The following is a 19,968-nucleotide window of genomic DNA, read 5'->3' on the forward strand; positions in this document are numbered from 1 at the left end:
TTGAAATTATGCAGAGCAATGCAATGTGTAGCTGAACTTCCACTACTATATCGTTACCTGCATCTTTATAAAAACACTTTTAATCGCTGATTTATAAAAGATTAAAACGAACTACACTCTTTTACAAGGTAAAAGAGGCATCGTGCAATATGACATTTTCATCGCGGCAGATTTCTACGCCATCCAGTCTGAGCAGTGTTGTATCTTCCATAGTAATTTATCCTTTATGTCTTTTCTTTAATTCGCGTGCCAGGTCTTCCAGACGAAGTCCTTTGCTGGTCAGTAATACGATCAGATGATAGATCAGGTCGGATGCCTCGTAGATAAAGCCGTCTTCCGTTCCGTTGGTCGCTTCGATCACAGTTTCAACCGCTTCCTCTCCCACTTTCTGGGCCATACGGTTCACACCTTTCAAAAACAGGGAGGTCGTATAAGAGCCTTCCGGCATTTCCTGGCGGCGCTGTTCGATAAAGTCCTGCAAATATTTCAGGAACATGATATCTTCCACATTCTTTTCGCCGAAGCAGGTATCAGCACCTGTATGGCAAACCGGACCAGCAGGATTGGCTTTGATCAGGATCGTATCATTGTCGCAATCCACCATCATGCTAACCACCTGCAAGGTGTTGCCGCTGGTTTCGCCTTTCATCCATAAACGGTTCTTTGTACGGCTGAAGAATGTCACCTTACCGGTTTCCTTTGTTTCTTCATAGGCTTCTTCATTCATAAAACCCAGCATCAATACTTTGTTGGTATTGTTATCCTGAACGATTGCCGGGATAAGTCCGCCCATTTTTTCAAAATCTAATTTCATCTTATTCTTGTAATTATATTCTTACATTGATTCCTTCCCTGTTCAGATACTGCTTCAGGTCGGCTATGCCGATTTCACCGAAATGAAATACGCTGGCAGCCAATGCCGCATCGGCCTTACCTGCCGCGAATGTATCACGGAAATGTTCCATCTTTCCGGCACCGCCCGATGCGATGACCGGGATATGCAGGTTGTCCGCCAGAGTCGATAACGCCTCGTTTGCATAACCGTCTTTCACACCATCGTGTGTCATGCTGGTAAACAGGATCTCTCCGGCTCCCAGGTTTTCGGCTTCGGCCGCCCACTGGAAAAGATGTTTCTCAGTCGGGATACGTCCGCCGTTCAGATAACAGATCCAGTCGCCATTCTCATAATTTGCATCGATGGCTACGACACAGACCTGGCTTCCGAAGTTCTTCGCGATCTCTTCGATCAACGAAGGGTTGCGCAGTGCCGCCGAGTTGATGGATACCTTATCGGCACCGGCACTCAACAGACGGTCTACGTCTTTCAATTCGTTAATACCGCCGCCCACAGTAAAAGGGATGCTGATATTTGCAGCTACTTTTTTGACCAGTTCGGTAAAGGTCTTGCGTCCTTCATGCGAAGCGGTTATATCCAGGTAGACAAGCTCGTCGGCTCCCTCCCGGCTGTATTGTGCTCCCAACTCCACAGGATCCCCTGCATCGCGGAAGTTTACAAAATTAATACCTTTTACTGTTTTTCCATCTTTGATATCCAGACAGGGCACTATTCTCTTGGCTAGCATACGTTGATTTCTCCTTTGTTTCACGTAAAACGAAGCAGATCTTTCAAATCGATCTTTCCTTCGTAGATGGCTTTGCCGAAAATTACCGCCGGTATTCCCGCCTCAGCCAGTTTTTCTATATCTTCAATCGAACTGACACCGCCGCTGGCTATGATATATATAAAAGGCAATGCTTCCCGTATTTCCTTATATAATCCGACAGCCGGTCCCTGCAACATTCCATCCCGGCTGATATCCGTACAGATCACTTTTGTGATTCCTTTGTCGTAATACCCCTCGATGAAAGGGATCAGTTCCTTATCAGTAGTTTCCTCCCACCCGCTGATAGCAATCTTTTTATCTTTCGCATCAGCGCCTAATATAATTTTTTCGCTTCCGAACTTGGTTATCCAGGAAGTAAAAACTTCCGGGTTCTTCACTGCGATACTTCCGCCGGTCACCATCTGCGCACCGCTTTCAAAAGCAATCTCCAGATCATCTTCCTGCTTCAGTCCGCCGCCGAAGTCTATCACCAAAGCGGTCCGTGTCGCCAGTCTTTCCAGCACACGGTAATTGATGATCCGCCCCTGACGGGCACCGTCCAGATCCACTACATGCAAACGACGGATGCCATGCGCTTCGAACATCTTCGCCACTTCCAGCGGATCTTCGTTGTACACCTTCTTGGTATCGTAATCGCCTTGCGTCAGGCGGACACATTTGCCATCTATCAAATCTATTGCAGGGATAAGCTCGATCATATTTTCTTACAGTTTTAGAAAGTTCCTCAGAATTACTTCACCGACCGAACCACTTTTCTCCGGATGGAACTGCGTTGCATAGAAGTTATCCTTATGCAGCGAAGCACTGAACGGTAATATATAATTAGTGGTAGCAGCCGTATATTCATTTACGGGTACATAATAACTATGTACGAAGTAAACAAATTTGTTCTCCAATTGTGCGGTAAATAAACCGTCTTTAACCTGAGTTATAGTATTCCATCCCATATGGGGCACCTTATCCTCATGACGGTGGGGAATGAACCGCTTTACTTCCGTGTCAAAAATCCCCAGGCACTCTGCATCTCCTTCCTCAGAATGACGACACATTAATTGCATACCCAGACAAATACCCAATACGGGTTGTTTCAGATCCCTGATAACAGCATCCAGTTTATGTTCCTGCAGATGAGCCATTGTCGTTTGTGCCTCCCCTACACCCGGGAAGATCACTTTATCTGCTTTACTTAATAGCTCCGGGTCCGCTGTTATCACAGGACTTACGCCCAATCGTTTCAGTGCATAATTCACTGAGTAGATATTTCCGGCATTATACTTAATAATGGCGACGTCCATTTTTCTTTCTCCGTTTTCTTTTTTATATTGAGTTGCAAAAGTAACAAATTATCATAACATATCACCGTATGGTTTATGAAAAGTTGCCAAACAGTGTAGATTTGTAACAAACCTGTTTTCTAAAGATGTAATTGGAAAATAAAAAAAGCCATAACACATGAAACACCAATATATAAAAAAAGTCTGCTAATCTAACGACTAACAGACTTTACTGGCGGTCCGGACGGGACTCGAACCCGCGACCCCATGCGTGACAGGCATGTATTCTAACCAGCTGAACTACCGAACCAAATAATAAAAAAAACATTATTCAAAAGAGGCGGTCCGGACGGGACTCGAACCCGCGACCCCATGCGTGACAGGCATGTATTCTAACCAACTGAACTACCGAACCTCTTCTTGGATAATCAATCTCTCTCGATTGCGGTGCAAAGGTAGATATTATTTTTAATTCTGCAATACTTTAAGCAAAAAAAATACACCAATATTTCAACCATACCTGATAGACAACAAATTAGAAAGCACATATTTTTAAGAAAATATCCACTAAACACATGCTTGTCACGCTTAGATACTTACTCGCGTATCTCTCCTTTATGCACAATCATTTTTACCAATGTCTGCATCGACTTATGTGTATCCGAAACCCACAACACCGAATCGTTCTGCGCATAAATACGAACAGGCAGTAAAAAAGAGTATCCTTTGATGGTCTTTATTTTTTTCACCCATTCACCTTGTTGGCTATCATATATATTGATAGCATCGTTATCGCCGGTTGCATACCAACGTTCGTTACACAAAGCAAGCGTCTTAGGTTTAAAATCGAGAGAAAGAGACAGTTCGTCCATATCAATGGAAGTTCCGTTTACCAAATCATCATTTACCAATGTCGGATCGAGCACACGTATTTTCTTTCCCTCATAATCTGTAAGCAGAATATTCCCTTCCGCATTGAACTGCATATAGTGGGGAGCAAAACCATTGTTACCCGGACTGTTATTTCCGGAAACTTGCCAATGACGGTTTATCTTCTGATAATTTTCTTGAGTAACATCCGACTCTTTATAAATACTGACCTTTCCGTTCTTGTCGCGTGCAAAGATAAGGCCATCTTTCACCGCAAGCGCTTGTGCCTGAAATACCGGACCACTCCATTTTCCATTCCCAATGCAAGTGACATAAGTCAGATCCGGTAGTTCGAACACATGAATGCGCGACTGCCGCTCAGCAACATATAATCGATTTCCTGCCGGAACAATAGCTTCGATCGAACTCCCGAAATTCTTTTCCTCATTGTCGAATTGCCATGATTTCACCACATCTAGCAATCGCCCCTCCTTTGTATTGAATACCAACAAACTGTTTCCTTCCTTTCCTATGTTAGCAATAAAAAGAGTATCTCCCAAATGTGCTACAGTATAAGGAGAGAAGTCTTCCAAGGCTTCCATTCCTAAAGTTTCCGCATTAACTAACTGTGCAGCCTCATAAGAATAATACCAATAACTATCATATTCGGGCGAACCCTCCTCCGGGTTCCCTATATCATCACTGCTGCACCGAATGGTCAGCATACCCAACAATACCAACCAGATATAAACATACATTTTCATATTCACTTTCATTTTTTATGGGATCAACTTAGTTTAATTCATTCATAGGGATTGCATAGATACACGCTCCGCTCTTTGTACGGTCTATAATAAACAAGGTATTACGGCGAATACAGAATTTTTCCGGGACCTGCAAGGTGACATCTCCAACAACCGTGTAATCTTTCAAGATTTCGCCTGTCACCGGATCGACTTCGCTAAACTTCTCCTTGCCGTTTGAACTAACAAACAACCGACCTTCATAAAAATCCAAGGCATAAGGAATATTTGCATACGTCAGCTGATCGACACGTTTAAACGTTACTCCTTCACGAATAACATCAGGAGTAAAGATATCTATGCGTTTGGACGGATGAGTGGAATACAACAGTCCGCTCTGTTCATCTACTGCCATTCCATAAGTACCGGCGGTTTCACCCAAATGTTCGGAACGGATATAGATACGCGGAGCCTTTTTCCCCGGTTCCAAAATTCGTTCTTCCACAATATCGATATAACGTTTATCATGAATCATAATCAGTCCCTTATAATATAGCACATCAAAAGCATGAACAGTCTGCGAAGGCCCTGTTCCCCAACTACCGGTACCGATACAAGTAATAAACTGATGGTCTGCCGCATCAAAAATCTCCGTTCGGCTACCCTCATGAGTAACGTAAATCTTTCCGTTAGCACGTGTAACCCCATTCGGTCGACCTGCAAATTTTTCCTGAGTATCCTCCCAGGTCCATTCTTTGATACTTTCCAAATGCTTCTTACCACCGTTTGCTATACTGAATACTTCCAGGCTATAGTTATTATCGGCATCATTCACGACATACAACGTATCACCATATGCAAACACATCTTTCGGACGGAAAGTAGCTGCTGTTGCTCCCGGTACATCTGAATAATCCAGCTTGAAAGTAACAGGTTCTCCATCGTTTCCCTCAGAAGTATTCTCTTCGCGTAACGGTGACAACCCACCATCGAGGGCATCCAGTTCCGGATCTTCAATAATATATTTAGAAGCTACATAGATATCGTCAAAATACCTGTTTTTACTCCGGCGGGTATGTAAGAAACGGCGAGAATAAACCGGCAGTTCTTTCTCCAGCGACAAATCTACATATACATTATTACACAAAGTAGGCCAGCCTGGTCCGGTTTGTTCGTATGTCATGTTTCCGGCATGGCCATATCCGACACAGTGTGCAAATTCGTGAAAGATAGTCTCCGTAATACTTTTATCGTCGGCATAATGCTCCAAATAACACACCTCATGCATACCGAAGGTAGTTCCTCCCCCCAGCCCCATGACTCCTGTCGTATATCCGAAAACCAGTCCTGCATGATTAAGCACTTTCGTCAACAAGGCGCTTTTGTCGATCTCCACCCTGTCATTGTTACTATGCAACGGTCCAAACTCATACAATGCTTTCTCGAACTTTTGCGAAGAGAACATATAACTCATGTTCAGCGCAATAGCTACAGCTTCACGTGTATGCGAAGCCTTCATTTTATATTTCCAGCTAGCCTGAGTGTCGCTATATCTGCCAAAAGCGATGCGCCATTTGCAACGAATAGATTGCAACCTGTCCCAATAAGGATCGTCAGACTCTACCGTGAAAGAAATGTTTTCTCCCGTCAGATACGGGTTTGCCATGATACGGATCTTTTTTCCGCTACGGGTATAAGCCGTCAAGTCTTGAGTGGCAAACGGAATACATACCCGAAGTTGCTGAAACGGCAGCACCTTTTCGAGCGACATAAACATGAACTCTTCATCATATCCATCAATAGTCGCCCAGATGGTTACGTTTTTCAACGCTCTGGGGCTATAAAAGCGGAGTTGGAAATTGTGATCGTCGTCCAATTGAATCTGCAACGGCTGAGTGACATAGAAACTGCGCTGGCTCGAATCGAAATAAATATCCGGCGATTCTTCATCGTTCAGCAAATAATACGTATTATCCTCATTATAGGCAGCTTCCGTCATCCTGACGGGCAATTCTTCAATTACAAGACCACCTTCATCGGGTAGGGATACTTCATCATCTTTACAGCCAACCAGCTGCAAAAGCATACCAGCCAACACAAACAGGCTAGCGGGAAATAATCTTTTCATCGTCTGTCTTTGTTTAGAATTAAATATAATACTCTTCCGAAAAAGGGTGCAAAATTAATTATTTTCGATGTGTTTTACCAGTATTCTTATTGCAAGGAAGTCAAAATTGTACTTTCATTTCTTAAGTATTCTCTCCAGGTGGGTAACGTCTTGTATTAAATTCACCGTTTCAAATTTTCCTTTATAAAACACAGCCCAGTTATTGAAAACACAAGGCAAATCTTTCGCTTTTTGTAATGTATCTACCAGAATCAATGATAGAGGAACATCATTCATTTCACAATATTGTTTAACAATCCCAATTTTTTGATCGATATAAGGACACTGCATATCATAATAAATTGTCAACTCCTTGCTTTCTATTTCCAGCTTTTTCGCATTTTGTGCAAACTTCGGCATTGTTCCGTCAAAAGAAAGTGCGAGCAATTCATATCCGTTATCGGTAGTATCGACCACCTCAAAGCCGAACTTTTTCGCAAATGACTGGTCGGAAAGCCAGGATTTTTGTTTTTCTGCCCCGAGCATACAAATACCGGATTTACCTTTTTCTTGGGCATCGGCAATGCAATACTCCATCAATGATTTTCCATATCCCTTCCCTTTGTAACTGCCCAAAGTCCATAAACAATAGAGGTAATAATAGTTATCCCCAATTATGGGAACCCAAGCTGTTTCCAAAGGAGCATATTCGATAAAAACCGTTGCCTTCGCATTTAACTTTCTAAAGACATGACCTTCACTTAGCCGGTCAGAAAGCCATTGACGCTTTGCCTCAACACCGGGATGGGGCTTTTTAGTACGGATAATGCAGCATAAATGCTCATCGGCAAGATTTTCTGTTGTTATGTTTATAAAATCAGTATCCATGTGTATCTTCGTTTCAATAGTGTAAATGTAGTGAACTTATATGAATTCTGCAATTCACCTCAAAAAACCAGCAATTCGTCAATCTTATTTGAAACCCGCTTTCCCACCCCATAGCTTTGCCGATAAATTATTAAACAACAAAAATATGAAGACGAGAAAGATCATTCAGATACTGCTTTTAGGGTTACTGGTTTATCCTTTATATGCACAGCAAACAGAAATCAAAGTTTCCGGTAAAGTGACAGATATCAATAATGAAACATTGGAGGGAGTAACCATCTTGCTTAAAAGTACTATTGACTCCGCCTATATTAGCGGAACCATCACAGACACTTGTGGAGTGTTTGTTCTTCCTAAGGTGAAACCGGATAAATACCTGTTGGAGTTTTCAATGCTGGGATATAAAAAGCAATACCTTACCATACAAACTAAAGAAAGCCGGCCCCTTCCTCCTGTCATAATGGAAGAGGATGCTCAACTACTTTCCGCTGTAACAATAACCGGTATGCGAAAACTGATGACGATGAAACCCGGTACGACCATTTTCGATATGGACGCCATGGTACTTGGCTCTCAGGGCAATGTGCTGGATGCATTAAGAAGTCTCCCGGGCGTAATGGTTAATGAAGATGGCAGTGTGATCCTGAACGGACAGACCGGCATTCAGGTGTTGGTCAATGGTAAAAGCACTTACCTGAGCGGAGACAAACTGGTCAATTATCTACGCTCAATGCCTGTTTCATCCATAAAAAATATCGATCTGATCACCAGCCCTTCCGCAAAATATGATGCTGCCGGCAAAACAGGGCTGATTGATATCCGAACACAAAAGGTTACCGTTGAAGGCTGGACCGCCCTGGCTAATACAAGCTACCAGCAATCAGCCGATGGCAAATGGAACGTCGGAGGACGCCTGACCTACCAAAAGAATAAACTCGGACTTTTCCTCGATTATTCTCATTACCAGGGGAAATATAAATCGACGCTGGATATCTTCCGCGAATACAATTTGCAAAATACAGCATCCTCTCCCATGATGAACATCAACCAGAATTCAAGAATGAAAGATCGTAATCAGGGAGACTGGGCCCGCCTGGGAATGAACTACGATATAAACGACAACTTCTCTTTTGAGGTATCCACCAACGGAACATTGTTCAATAAGCGCATACCCGGCAGCACCGATACATACATTCAAAAATCCGGCAGTCCTGTCGACTCCTCTCTTCATACCCAAAGCCAGACTTATACCAAACAACGGGCCATTTCCGGCGGCTTTCTTCTAAACTACAAAAACGACAAGGACCAGACAGCCGACCTTTCATTCGATTATCTGCTGCATAAGCATAAACAAACGCTTTCCATGTTGAACGAAATGCGAAACCCGGAAGAACAGATATTAAACAGAGACACATTAAAAGGAGATATGAGCAGTAACATACGCATGTATTCCGCACAAGCCAACTGGAGTATGCCTTTACCGGCAAAATTCAAGTTCTATTCCGGACTGAAGTTCACATGGGTAGATTTAGATAACAGTGCATTATATGCTAACCTGATGACCGGCCAGTGGCTTCCCGACAACAGCCTGAGTAACATGTATAAATATAATGAAAATATCAACGCCGCCTATATCCAGATAAACGGACAGGTTGGAAAATTCAACCTGGAAGCAGGTTTACGCCTGGAGCAAACCCGTATCAGCGGAACGCAATATTCACCGGACATAAACCTGAAAGACTCTTCCTATACGGACAACTATATCCACCTGTTTCCAACGCTGACCATACAATATAATATACCGGAAACATCCAACAGTATCTCCTTTTTATATAACAAAAGGATCATCCGTCCAAACTATGGCGACCTGAGTCCGTTCAATTATATATGGGATGATTATACACGTTCAACCGGTAACCCCGACCTGAAAGCCGAGCTCACGGATAATATAGAATTCGCTTATATTCACCAGAAATTATACCGGGCAACCCTGTTTTTCTCTTATACAAACGCCCCCATCATGCAAAATATAGAAGTTTCGGATGATAATGTGACTATCGTCTACCCGGAGAATTTCAAAAGTAACTCAAGAATAGGACTCCGGTTGGATGCTGGCGATCTGATACAAAAGAGATGGTGGCGAATAAGTGCCAATGCTACCCTGTTTTATAGTTTATACAAATGGAAAGAATCAGAAAAAACAATCGAAAAGAAACTGTTTACTCCCTCTGTTAGCATCAACAACCAGTTCATACTTCCGGCCGGATTGAATGCCGAAGTGTCGGGCTTCTATAACGGACGTATGGCTCTCGGACAAGCTACCGTCAATCCACACTGGTCTGTATCGATGGCTATACAGAAAAAGGTATGGGACGATAGGCTCACACTCCGTTTATATGCCAACGACGTGTTCCAAACGAACAGACAAGATCTTGACCTCGATCTGTCCGGAAATATCGGCAAGGCATCGACCAAACAGTTCAACGACTATCGCTGCATCGGAGTATCTGTCTCAATTAATTTAAAACAAGGCAAACAATCTAAAAAAAGTAACCGTGATACAAGCATAGATCAAAGTAAAAGAATAAATTTATAGTTTAAAATCAGATATGAAGATAAAATACAACTTCCTGAGTCCGTTGCTTATGACCATGCTGGCAATCTGCTGTTTGTGGATTGTCACCGACATGGCCTATGGTGTCCGTATGTGGGAACTCACTACATCGGCATGGTTCGACCGCATAAAAGCACTTGCCCTCATATTGATAAACATTGTTTTAGCCTCTCTGTTTTTCAAGCGTTTGGCAAACATCTTTTTCGACAGGAATAAAGAGAACAAGCTCTTTCCGAAAGTAATAGAATACTTCTTGGTTATCCTGTTTATCGTTATCACACTCAATATCAGCCTGTATATAATAATCATTTTCATCAATGAGACGACTTACCGCTGGGGAGAAGCTCTCTTGATCAATGCCACCGCCTTACCCATATTTCTTTTTTATTATACTTCGATCAGGAACAATATCCTGACCGGGCATTATACGGAAAAGATCATCCAATTGGAGAAGTTAAAGGTCGACCAACTGGAAACCGAGCTGAAGTTATTACGCTCGCAGTATCATCCGCATTTTCTATTTAATGCCCTGAATACCGTCTATTTTCAGATTGACGAAGAAAATGAGGCAGCCATCGAATCGATCGAACTACTTTCCGACCTGCTCCGTTACCAATTATATGATATAAATACGAAAGTAACGATCAAACAGGAAATCGATTACTTGCAGACTTACATACAATTTCAGCAGCTTCGCATGACGGATCGGCTGAAATTTGAATCTTCCTTCGATATGAATCTGAAAGAGCAGAAAATACATCCGCTACTGTTTCAGCCTTTATTGGAAAATGCCTTTAAATATGTAGGAGGAGATTACCTGATACAAGTTCAAATGCAACAAGAAGATTCAGCCATTCATTTTATGGCTAGAAACAGCATTATACCTGACACAGACAAAAAAGGAAGAACCGGTATAGGGATCGAGAACCTCCGAAAAAGATTAAATTTACTTTATCCCAATAAACACCGGTTAGATATTACAAACGACGGGACCTATTTCACCGTCAATTTATTCATCGACTTATCAGAATAATATGGAAATAAAATGCATAATAACAGACGACGAACCTATCGCCCGGAAAGGATTGAAGCGATACATCAACAAAGTTGATTTTCTGACAATAGCCGGAGAATGCGAGGATGCAGTACAACTCAATAACATGCTAAAGACTGTTCATGCAGATTTGCTTTTCTTGGACATCGAAATGCCTCATCTGTCAGGACTGGATCTTTTAGCCGATCTGCAAACCCCGCCCCACGTAATTATCACCTCAGCCTACGAGCAATATGCCTTGAAAGGATACGAGTTCGATGTTGTGGACTATCTACTGAAACCAATTCCATTTTCCCGCTTCCTGAAAGCGGTTAATAAAGTACATACAATGATAGAATCCGAATCGAAAAAAGAGGAGGATATATACATCTTTATAAAAACAGAGAAACTGCTAAAGAAAATCTATCTCAAAGAAATACTCTTCATCGAAAGCATGGAGAATTATATTATCATCCACACTCCTACCACCAAAGATACAGCCAGCATCCGGTTAAAATCCATACTCGACACACTCCCTGCAACTTCATTTATGCAGGTACACCGTTCATTCATAGTAAATCTTTCCCATATACAAGCTATTGAAGGAAATCAGTTAATTATCGGAGAACATAAAATACCCGTATCCCGCCCCATGCGTGAAGAGGTGTACAAGGCGATTATCAATAATCAGCTAATTACAAAATAGCTCGTTTAATAGAAATTTCATTAGCTCCCTCATGCGAGTTATGAAGCAAATCGACTTTTAAGATGAAAAAGATAACAGCTATATATTGTGCTAGCTTTGTGGAAAAAGACAGTACTGACAACTATATAAATAAAATCCGAAATACACTATCATACTATCATTTCTTGAGATAATCAATTATACAACAGACCATTACATTATGATAGTAAGCATTTTCAACTATCATTTATCTATCACTAAACTATCATACCCTGCTTAAAAAGCAGGGAAGACAGTATGCTATTTTAAGTAAGTATATAACTAATTTTCAGCAAGATAATGAAAACTATTGTTTGACACCCGGGTCTTGATATCATCGACACCCGGGTGTAGGCATCGTCAGGATGGGGGTGTAAAACCAGGTGAGACAGGCATCCTGGCAACAAAAAGTCTTTATCCGAGTGAAGTTAAATCATAGTTTTGGTATAAAAAGCTAGTAGGCCGACTAATGATAAGGTACCGTATACAGCAGTAATGAACAGCTTTTATAGTTAAAAAAGACTAACCGTCAGTTAAAACTCTGTTAAAATGACAGTTAAATGATAGATAAGTGATAGTTAAAAGCATCTACTATCATACATTAATCAACTGGAAAACAATATCATACACTAGAAAATGATAGTATGATAGTACATTTAATGAATTAAACCTAATGTATAAACTTTCACCCGACATTTACCTATAACGCAGTTTATTCATACAAAGTTAATAAAACTCACCTATTAAACACTCTTCACCTACCGATGTCTTTCGTCATAGCTCTACTACACTGACTAATGAACAACCACTACAAGGTAACTGTTATAAATGAAGACAAATAATTGTTTGTTGCAATCATAAATACTAGCAATATGGAAACTTTCAAAGATATCATACATGGAGATAAACCGGTTTTGGTTGACTTCTTTGCCACTTGGTGTGGTCCCTGTAAAGTAATGAGTCCGACTGTGGAAGCGTTAGGCAAGGAACTGGTCGGCCAGGCACGTATTCTGAAAATCGATGTCGATAAAAACGAAGCTGTCGCCAACCTGTACCGGATTCAGTCCGTTCCGACTTTAATTATTTTCAAAAAGGGTGAAATAGTCTGGCGTACTTCCGGAGTAATGGAAAAAGGAGTCCTTCTGGAACAAATCAAGAAGTTTATTGACTAAAATCTTTATTCCCGGAAACTATTTCTATCTTTGTTCATAACAAACACATACGGTTATGAACAAAGAAGAATATAAAAAATATGCAGAGGAACATGAAGACTGGGCTCCCGGATGGGATGCCATCGACAAATATTTCGAAAAACTTTATCCCGGACAAGAGCCGGAACATTTCGGCACCAACATCATTTCCAGAGCGATGATGGGTGGTGACGAGTATCTTGACGGATACAGTATCTACACCTCCCCCAACGGCTACAAACATCTTGTCACCTATGGCATGAGCGAATTATATTCCAACGAAGAAGCACTGGAAAACGAATTTAGTAAATGGGGATACGAGATGACCATAAAACTACCGGTCAAAACGAGTGAAGAATGTCAATGGGCCATCAGCATGATGAGCAACCTGGCTCGCTACACTTTTACTCAGGAACGTTGGTTCGAGCCACTGCAATTCATAGCAGGTAACGGACAATCCATTAATTGGGATGTCGAATCAGCCATTACAGCCTTACTGATTGTAAATGACACAGAAGTCCCCGGCGTAAATACAATCCACGGAAAACTGGACTTTATGCAGCTGGTTGGTATCACAGAACAGGAATTACAAGCAATAAAAACCGATCCGTCAAAAGCATCGGTATTAATAGAGTTAATGAGAAAGGATAATCCAATGCTCATTACAGATCTTACTCGTACTATAAATTACCTCTAAATATATACAAACAAAAAGGGATCGCCCTTTATTTATTAGACAATCCCTTTTTTATTATAATCGCAATCTTTTTTAATTAGTTTCTTTCAGTATCTGAGTTTGGAAAATCTGAGACTTACCCCATGTTGCAGCGGTTGTATCCTTATTAAACTCTTTGATATAGTTAATACGGATATTCAACGTCTCATTTCCTGCTGCTGTTTCTCTTGACTGTAAAGTTTTAAAATGACCATTTGTTTTAAACGCATAATAAAAAGCGTTATTACCTACGACACCTTTACCATCAGCATTCTTCACAACACGCAAAAAGAAATCATAAACACGTTTTCCATCTACGGTCTGAGGCTCTTGACTTGGATTATATTGCAAAATATATCGATTATCCTGATCTGTTGCTGATTTTTCATGACTTGAACCCAAAAACATAAAGTTTTTAAGAGTAAATGAATATTGAGTCCCGAACATGAGAGTTGCATCCAAAGCTGCTATCTCATTAGGCATTATATTTGCAGTATCAACGATATTATTAAATTCACCTTTCTCTAATTTATTTGTGACCACAGCATTAGAAACCGTTGCATATTTATTCGAACCATTATTCGCTGGATCATCAGAACTGTAAGTACTAGTAAAATAAATACAATCTTCTGGTTGATAATCTTTGAACACAGGAGAATATACAGGAGTATAATCATCTATATAAGCCACAGTTCTAAAATCATCCGAATAATCTATAACTCCAAAACCGTTTAAACTACTCTCATTATTACCATCCAAACAAGAGGTCAACAAAATAGTTGCTGCGGCAACCACCCCTAAAGATTTTAGCTTCTTCATTTTCTGTTTTTAATTTTTATGTTATTAGTATTTGTTTCTTATTAAAAGCCAAACCGGAAACCGGCCTGCAAATTTACATTAAATGGTTTTTCGGAACGGACAGTTTCAATCGAACTGCCATTATCGAAATAATAATCTGCCCCTACTTCTGCATAAAGGCTTACAAAACGAAGCAATGGATAGCTTACACCGGCACGGGCATTCACAGACCAAAACCATTCTTTCATACGAATATGATCAGCTTCCTTTTCGTATAATTCATTATGCATGTATTTTTTCGTAACCAATTTACCCGCCACATTCACTTCTGTCATGACTCCCGCTGCCGCATAAACCTGGAAACGTTTCCATTCAGCTATTCTATATGTCAAAGACAACGGAATACCTATAAAATGAAGTTTCTGACTCGTTTTATTATGGTATGCATCGGATGTTTCCCAGGAAGAAGATAATAAGGAATAATTCAAACCGGTTACTAAAGCAAACCGGTTATTTAAAGAATAACTCACTGACATCCCCAAAGAAACCGGTGTCTTATGTTTTACATTTGTCTTTCGCGCTGAATTCTCAAAATTAGCAGAATTCAAAAACAATAACTCCTGATCCGTAAGCGATGTATTCTTCAAAGCATATGTGTTCAGTGAATTACTTGTTCCGGCAGTCACACTTCCGCCTCCCATGCCAAATCCCCATCTGCGTGGAGATACTTCTTTCTCTTTCTTTCCGACAGGAGCCGCATCCGCTATCAACGAACGGGTATCATCAGCAGAACCCACTTCCGGATAATCCTGCACAACTTCTTCTGTTTCAACAACAGCAGTATCATCCGGTAGTGTTATAACTTCTGCATTCTCCTCCATATCATCATCTGAAGAAATAACGGCAGGTTCATTTTCAGCAACCTTTACAGTCGCCTTATATGTTGCCTGCATCACCGGCTGTTGCACTGCTGCAACCGGTGACACAGTAATTCTTTCCTCGACAGGCTGTACCTGAGTAACAGACGCTTCTGTCTCTTTTGCCAGTTCCGTCTCTATTTTCTTTGTTTCCTGTTCGATCTTTTCAGCCAAAGGAGTCGCTTCCTTCTCTGACTTGAATAAATAAACGCCACTTGTTATCATCAACAGCGAAACTACGGCTGCCGCAGCCCAGTAGCGTAATGTCCGGCGGAAAGGTACCGGCGCTTTTACCGGCAAACGATCGGCTATGGCCTCCCAGTCCCCCGGCATTGTATCCACCTCAAAATCCTGCAATTTCGAGCGGAACAAATCATCAAATGTATCTCTTTCCTTTTCCATTCTTTCCTCTTAATACAATGCGTTAATCCTCTTTTGTAACATCTGTTTGGCGCGCGTAAACTGTGAACGTGACGTACTCTCCGTTATATTCAACATGTCGCTGATCTCCTTATGCGAATACCCTTCAATTGCGAACAGGTTGAATACCGTACGGAAACCGGCAGGTAACTCCTGTACCAGCTGCATCAGTTCAGCCGCCGACATATTGGAGATAGCCGATGCATCCGGTTGGATCAGTTCAGCCGTATTATCCAGATCAGTCGATTCGCGCAGCACATCTGATTTACGCAAATATTCCAATGCACAATTTACAAAGATCTTTCGCATCCACCCCTCGAATGAGCCAATTCCCGAATAGGAGTCCATACTGGTAAAAACTTTGACGAATCCATCCTGCAGCAAATCACGAGCAGTCTCCCTGTCGTTCACATAACGCAGACAAACTCCCATCATTTTGCGGGAATACCTCTCGTAAAGCTCTTTCTGAGCCAGCCTGTCTCCCTTCCTACAACCATTTATCAGTTGTGTCTCATCCATTCAGTGTGTGCCTTCTCACCTCTTACGAGGCCGTACAAATATTATGATGTTATTCTCGTGCAAAACGCTGCATGTTTTACGAACTTTTTTTCATAAAAGAGGCGGACACATAGATCCGCCCCCTACAGGTATGCTTTGCAAAGATAAGATGTTCTAACGAATTTCCGTGTTAACGGATATAGACTGCTTACTTTTTTTTCGCAGGATCGACAGGACATCCGGCTCCATCGTCCACAGGCACAGCCTCCATACCGATCTTTTTAAAGGCTGATGCCAGTTTGGTTTTCGAGGTTTTATCCGGTTTGTAAGTGACAACTACCGTACGGGTAGTCAGGTCACATTTCATATCGGTCACTCCTTTTTCGAATGAGATATTCTTTTCTACTTTTTTCTGGCAATTGGCACATTCCATCCCTTCAACGAAGAAAGTAACGGTGTCTTTTTTCTTTTTTGCATCCTGTGCATAAACCGTAGAAAGAGTAAAAACGGCACAAATCAATGCTACTACTAACTGTTTCATAATGTATCTGTATTAATTGGTAAATATTTTCTGTTATTTAATCACGGCTGATGTTGAAACGCAGGCCGGCATATATCTTCCGTCCGTGAACCGGTCCCCAGACCATCGAACCGTCAAAATTGTCTCCCCGCGGATTTTCCGCATCTATGATCGGATGAGATTGCTTATAGTCAAACAAGTTCTCCGCGCCGATATAGACGGACCATCTGCGAAAATACTTTGTAATTTGCGCATTCACAACTGTATAGGCATTAAAGTTTGGCTTCCACAGCGGATTTGTCGCATCCGGTGTCGGCATCCGGCCTCCTCCGTTGAACTGCCCGGTCAAATCGAACTGCCATTTCTTCAGCGGGGTTTGATAAGATGCTGTTGCCAATGCTTTGTAATCGCTTACCAGCGGTTTCTTCAAACGCTGTGTCACACCCTCTGCATTCCGGTAATCGGTTTTAGCATCCGTATAACGGTAGGCGGCAGTCAGTGTAAACCCACGGAAGAAAGGATAGGTCGCTTCCACCTGGAAACTGTTTGAATAGGATTTACCGTCCAGGTTATAAAAACTGACGGCATGGGCATCGCTATCCATATCGACAACTACCTGTTTCAGGAAGTCGGTATAATACCATTCTCCAGTCAGCGTCAGTTCTTTTCCAAACAGAGGAATGTAGAATGACAAATTAACGCCAGTGTTCCAGGCTTCTTCCTGATCCAGATTATCCGCAATATTCATTTTACGGCTACTGGATAACAGAAAATTGTTTTCTGCAAGAATATTAGCCGTACGGAACCCCTTACCAGCAGAAGCACGGACATGAAACCAGTCGAACGGATTATATTTAATATGTACGCGAGGCGTAACAAAGAAATCATACAAAGAACTGTAATCTGCCCTGATGCCACCTAATAGTATAAGTTTATCATTCAGGTTGTAAGTATATTGTACATAGGCACCCGGAACAACTTCCGTACGGTCGAATACTTTACGCACATCATTCTGCAACAGGTTCTCGTTAAAACCGTCGTAGTTCATGCTCAAACCGGTACTCAGGCTATGGGCCGGAGAAAATTCCTTTTCATAGAGCAGACTCGCATAGACATTGTTCTGATATACATTATAAGGAGTACGGTCATACATGGACTTTTGTTCATGATAAGAACCGGACAGGATCAAGGCTACGCTCTCCACCTTTTCCTTATCGATGATATAAGCCTGTTTGGTATATAACTCCGCCCGGTTCGTATTTAACTGCACACGATACGGATCCGTAAAATCATGATGTTTGGTAGCCTGCCCTCCCGTACGGCTTTCGTGCAGATAACGAACTCCATACTGGGCTACATAGTTATCCAGTTTGTGATACCAGCGGTTCATCAGGTTGACCTGTTCTCTTAAAGGTGTATCCAGAAAACCGTCATCATTACCATCATGCTGTTTCTTATCATTCGAATAATGCACTAATAAACCGGTCGAAACCTTTTCATTGATACGCCAGGAGGCATCCGCATTTCCTTCGTAGCGTCCGGCATCACTACCGAACAGGTTTACAGAAAAAATATCAGCCGTAGGCGGTTTCTTAAATTCAACATTGATCTGCCCGGCTAATGCCTCGTATCCATTTTTTACAGAAGAGGTACCTTTGGATACCTGAATACTTTCCATCCATGCACCCGGAACATAATCCAAGCCGTATAAGGAAGCTGCTCCACGGAAATTCGGATAGTTTTCCGTCAGCATCTGCACATATGTTCCGGCCAATCCCAACAGCTTAATCTGGCGGGCTCCGGTAGCAGCATCGGCATAAGACACATCCACGGAAGGATTTGTCTCAAAACTTTCCGCCAGATTACAGCAGGCTGCACGGCAAAGTTCATCATAGGTGATCTTTTGAGTCTGCAACACACTGGTCCGCGAAGCGATTGTTCCTATTTTACGCTCGCTGATCACGACTTCCTCCAAGGCTACTTCGCCTTTCAGTTTTATAACCAGAGGCTCATCTGTATTCGTTACCGGCATGACAAACGTTTCATAACCGATATAACTTACGACCAGTTTGTTTGTACTTTTTCTTGTTTTCAGTTCAAATGCGCCGTCTACATCGGTAGTCGTGCCTTGCTGGGTCCCTTCCCAATAAACATTCGCTCCGATGATCGGCTGGTTGTTATCATCAAACACATGCCCTTTTACTTCCTCCGCCTGAGCAAAAACTGCGCAGAAAGTCAATATTATAATAAGATAGAGTTGTTTCAACATTACTTTATATTTTGATTCAGTAGATATTCCGGTAAAACCAGAATTGGGAGTTTCTATTATTATCAGATTTAAGCTAATTATAGTGACTGGTTGTAACTCGCTCCCCTCTTGAGAGGGGGAAGGGGGTGTGTCATATCCTCACCTATATAACCACCACAATCATAGCTACTTGGCAAATGAACCTGTAACAAAGCCTGTTTTATTGACTGGCTTTAACACACCCCCTACCCCCTCTCAAGAGGGGAGACAGGTACAACCAGTCACTATAAACCGATAACTCAATTATTTCTAATAAAGACCTGCTAAATCAAAAGTGTAGTCAATAAATTCAAATAAATACGGGGACAGACAATGGGTGGTCCATCCTGATTCTGTGCTATAAATTCTTTTATGGAAGGAACCGGCACGAGTGAGGCAAAGGAAGAGCCAAACGACAAGAGGTCGATCACTACCGGCTGTAATTCTACAATGGGGTTATTAAAACTGCTCCAGTCAAAACTGATGCGTTCCAGGTCACAACAGTCATCTTCACAACAACCGGAAGAACATGCGGATACTTCTGCCGCCTCATCACAACAGCCATGACCATGCACTTCACAGCAATTATCATTCAATAAAACTGCAACACCTTCCGTACGGCAATCGCCACAACAGTAGGTAATAAAGTTCACTCCGGCCCCTCCATAAAAAATAAGAGACGCCAGAAAAACGATAAACAAATATGTTACAGCTTTTTTCATTCAGCACAAAGATAGTGCTTTCG

At 41.8% G+C, this 19,968-nt stretch carries 18 protein-coding genes and 2 tRNA genes; 5 read left to right on the forward strand and 15 right to left on the reverse strand.

The genetic code is table 11. From position 1 onward, the window contains the following. Positions 1–217: 217 nt before the first annotated feature. The 9 genes from hisIE to NBH14_RS13895 form a co-directional block, all read right to left on the reverse strand. Positions 218–814 (reverse strand): bifunctional phosphoribosyl-AMP cyclohydrolase/phosphoribosyl-ATP diphosphatase HisIE, encoded by a 597-nt coding sequence (gene hisIE / locus NBH14_RS13855; protein WP_007657448.1) that lies wholly within the window; start codon positions 812–814, stop codon positions 218–220. Positions 815–827: 13 nt separating this feature from the next. Then, positions 828–1,583 carry an imidazole glycerol phosphate synthase subunit HisF gene (gene hisF, locus NBH14_RS13860; RefSeq protein WP_128134327.1) on the reverse strand — a complete coding sequence of 252 codons (756 nt, stop codon included), beginning with the start codon at positions 1,581–1,583 and terminating at the stop codon, positions 828–830. A gap of 20 nt (positions 1,584–1,603) precedes the next feature. Next, positions 1,604–2,323, reverse strand: coding sequence for a 1-(5-phosphoribosyl)-5-[(5-phosphoribosylamino)methylideneamino]imidazole-4-carboxamide isomerase (hisA, locus tag NBH14_RS13865; RefSeq protein ID WP_128134326.1), 720 nt, complete (start codon positions 2,321–2,323; stop codon positions 1,604–1,606). Between the two features lie 6 nt (positions 2,324–2,329). After that, entirely contained in the window at positions 2,330–2,920 is a 591-nt protein-coding gene (gene hisH / locus NBH14_RS13870; protein WP_128134325.1) for an imidazole glycerol phosphate synthase subunit HisH, read from the reverse strand. Between the two features lie 212 nt (positions 2,921–3,132). Continuing rightward, positions 3,133–3,209: transfer RNA gene (locus tag NBH14_RS13875), tRNA-Asp, on the reverse strand. A gap of 31 nt (positions 3,210–3,240) precedes the next feature. After that, positions 3,241–3,314: transfer RNA gene (locus tag NBH14_RS13880), tRNA-Asp, on the reverse strand. 181 nt (positions 3,315–3,495) lie between these two features. After that, positions 3,496–4,533 (reverse strand): NHL repeat-containing protein, encoded by a 1,038-nt coding sequence (locus NBH14_RS13885; RefSeq protein WP_128134324.1) that lies wholly within the window; start codon positions 4,531–4,533, stop codon positions 3,496–3,498. A 28-nt stretch (positions 4,534–4,561) separates the two neighbouring features. After that, positions 4,562–6,640, reverse strand: a complete 2,079-nt coding sequence (locus NBH14_RS13890) for a hypothetical protein (RefSeq protein ID WP_186958912.1) — start codon at positions 6,638–6,640, stop codon at positions 4,562–4,564. 114 nt (positions 6,641–6,754) lie between these two features. Then, positions 6,755–7,507, reverse strand: a complete 753-nt coding sequence (locus NBH14_RS13895; RefSeq protein WP_186958913.1) for a GNAT family N-acetyltransferase — start codon at positions 7,505–7,507, stop codon at positions 6,755–6,757. Positions 7,508–7,652: 145 nt separating this feature from the next. On the opposite strand from NBH14_RS13895, the gene NBH14_RS13900 reads away from it, so the two are divergent. The 5 genes from NBH14_RS13900 to NBH14_RS13920 all read left to right on the forward strand — a co-directional run bounded on the left by NBH14_RS13900 (position 7,653) and on the right by NBH14_RS13920 (position 13,765). After that, a complete protein-coding gene (locus tag NBH14_RS13900; RefSeq protein ID WP_186958914.1) occupies positions 7,653–10,103 on the forward strand; it encodes an outer membrane beta-barrel protein in 2,451 nt (816 codons plus the stop codon). Positions 10,104–10,116: 13 nt separating this feature from the next. Then, positions 10,117–11,154 (forward strand): sensor histidine kinase, encoded by a 1,038-nt coding sequence (locus NBH14_RS13905; RefSeq protein ID WP_186958915.1) that lies wholly within the window; start codon positions 10,117–10,119, stop codon positions 11,152–11,154. 1 nt (position 11,155) lies between these two features. After that, positions 11,156–11,860: a LytR/AlgR family response regulator transcription factor gene (locus NBH14_RS13910; RefSeq protein WP_186958916.1), complete on the forward strand. Its 705-nt coding sequence runs from the start codon at positions 11,156–11,158 to the stop codon at positions 11,858–11,860. A gap of 875 nt (positions 11,861–12,735) precedes the next feature. Further along, complete coding sequence (gene trxA, locus NBH14_RS13915) at positions 12,736–13,050, forward strand: thioredoxin (RefSeq protein WP_472464446.1); 315 nt, start codon at positions 12,736–12,738, stop codon at positions 13,048–13,050. 55 nt (positions 13,051–13,105) lie between these two features. Beyond that, the gene (locus tag NBH14_RS13920; RefSeq protein WP_186958917.1) at positions 13,106–13,765 is read left to right on the forward strand and encodes a suppressor of fused domain protein; all 660 of its coding nucleotides are present in this window, start codon (positions 13,106–13,108) and stop codon (positions 13,763–13,765) included. A 72-nt stretch (positions 13,766–13,837) separates the two neighbouring features. Here the strand turns inward: NBH14_RS13920 and NBH14_RS13925 are convergent, their stop codons facing one another. From NBH14_RS13925 to NBH14_RS13950, 6 genes are all read right to left on the reverse strand, one after another. Further along, entirely contained in the window at positions 13,838–14,602 is a 765-nt protein-coding gene (locus NBH14_RS13925; protein WP_186958918.1) for a BFO_2992 family lipoprotein, read from the reverse strand. Positions 14,603–14,643: 41 nt separating this feature from the next. Next, complete coding sequence (locus tag NBH14_RS13930; RefSeq protein ID WP_186958919.1) at positions 14,644–15,900, reverse strand: porin family protein; 1,257 nt, start codon at positions 15,898–15,900, stop codon at positions 14,644–14,646. 9 nt (positions 15,901–15,909) lie between these two features. After that, on the reverse strand, positions 15,910–16,437 hold the full coding sequence (locus NBH14_RS13935; protein ID WP_007657421.1) for an RNA polymerase sigma factor: 528 nt from the start codon (positions 16,435–16,437) through the stop codon (positions 15,910–15,912). Between the two features lie 187 nt (positions 16,438–16,624). Then, positions 16,625–16,957: a cation transporter gene (locus tag NBH14_RS13940; protein WP_007657419.1), complete on the reverse strand. Its 333-nt coding sequence runs from the start codon at positions 16,955–16,957 to the stop codon at positions 16,625–16,627. 37 nt (positions 16,958–16,994) lie between these two features. Next, positions 16,995–19,205: a TonB-dependent receptor gene (locus tag NBH14_RS13945; protein WP_186958920.1), complete on the reverse strand. Its 2,211-nt coding sequence runs from the start codon at positions 19,203–19,205 to the stop codon at positions 16,995–16,997. A gap of 302 nt (positions 19,206–19,507) precedes the next feature. Continuing rightward, positions 19,508–19,945, reverse strand: a complete 438-nt coding sequence (locus NBH14_RS13950) for a hypothetical protein (protein ID WP_186958921.1) — start codon at positions 19,943–19,945, stop codon at positions 19,508–19,510. Between the last annotated feature and the right edge of the window lie 23 nt (positions 19,946–19,968).

Origin of the sequence: Parabacteroides caecihominis (genome assembly GCF_023656785.1) — a bacterium.
GTDB classification, from domain to species: Bacteria; Bacteroidota; Bacteroidia; order Bacteroidales; family Tannerellaceae; genus Parabacteroides; species Parabacteroides segnis.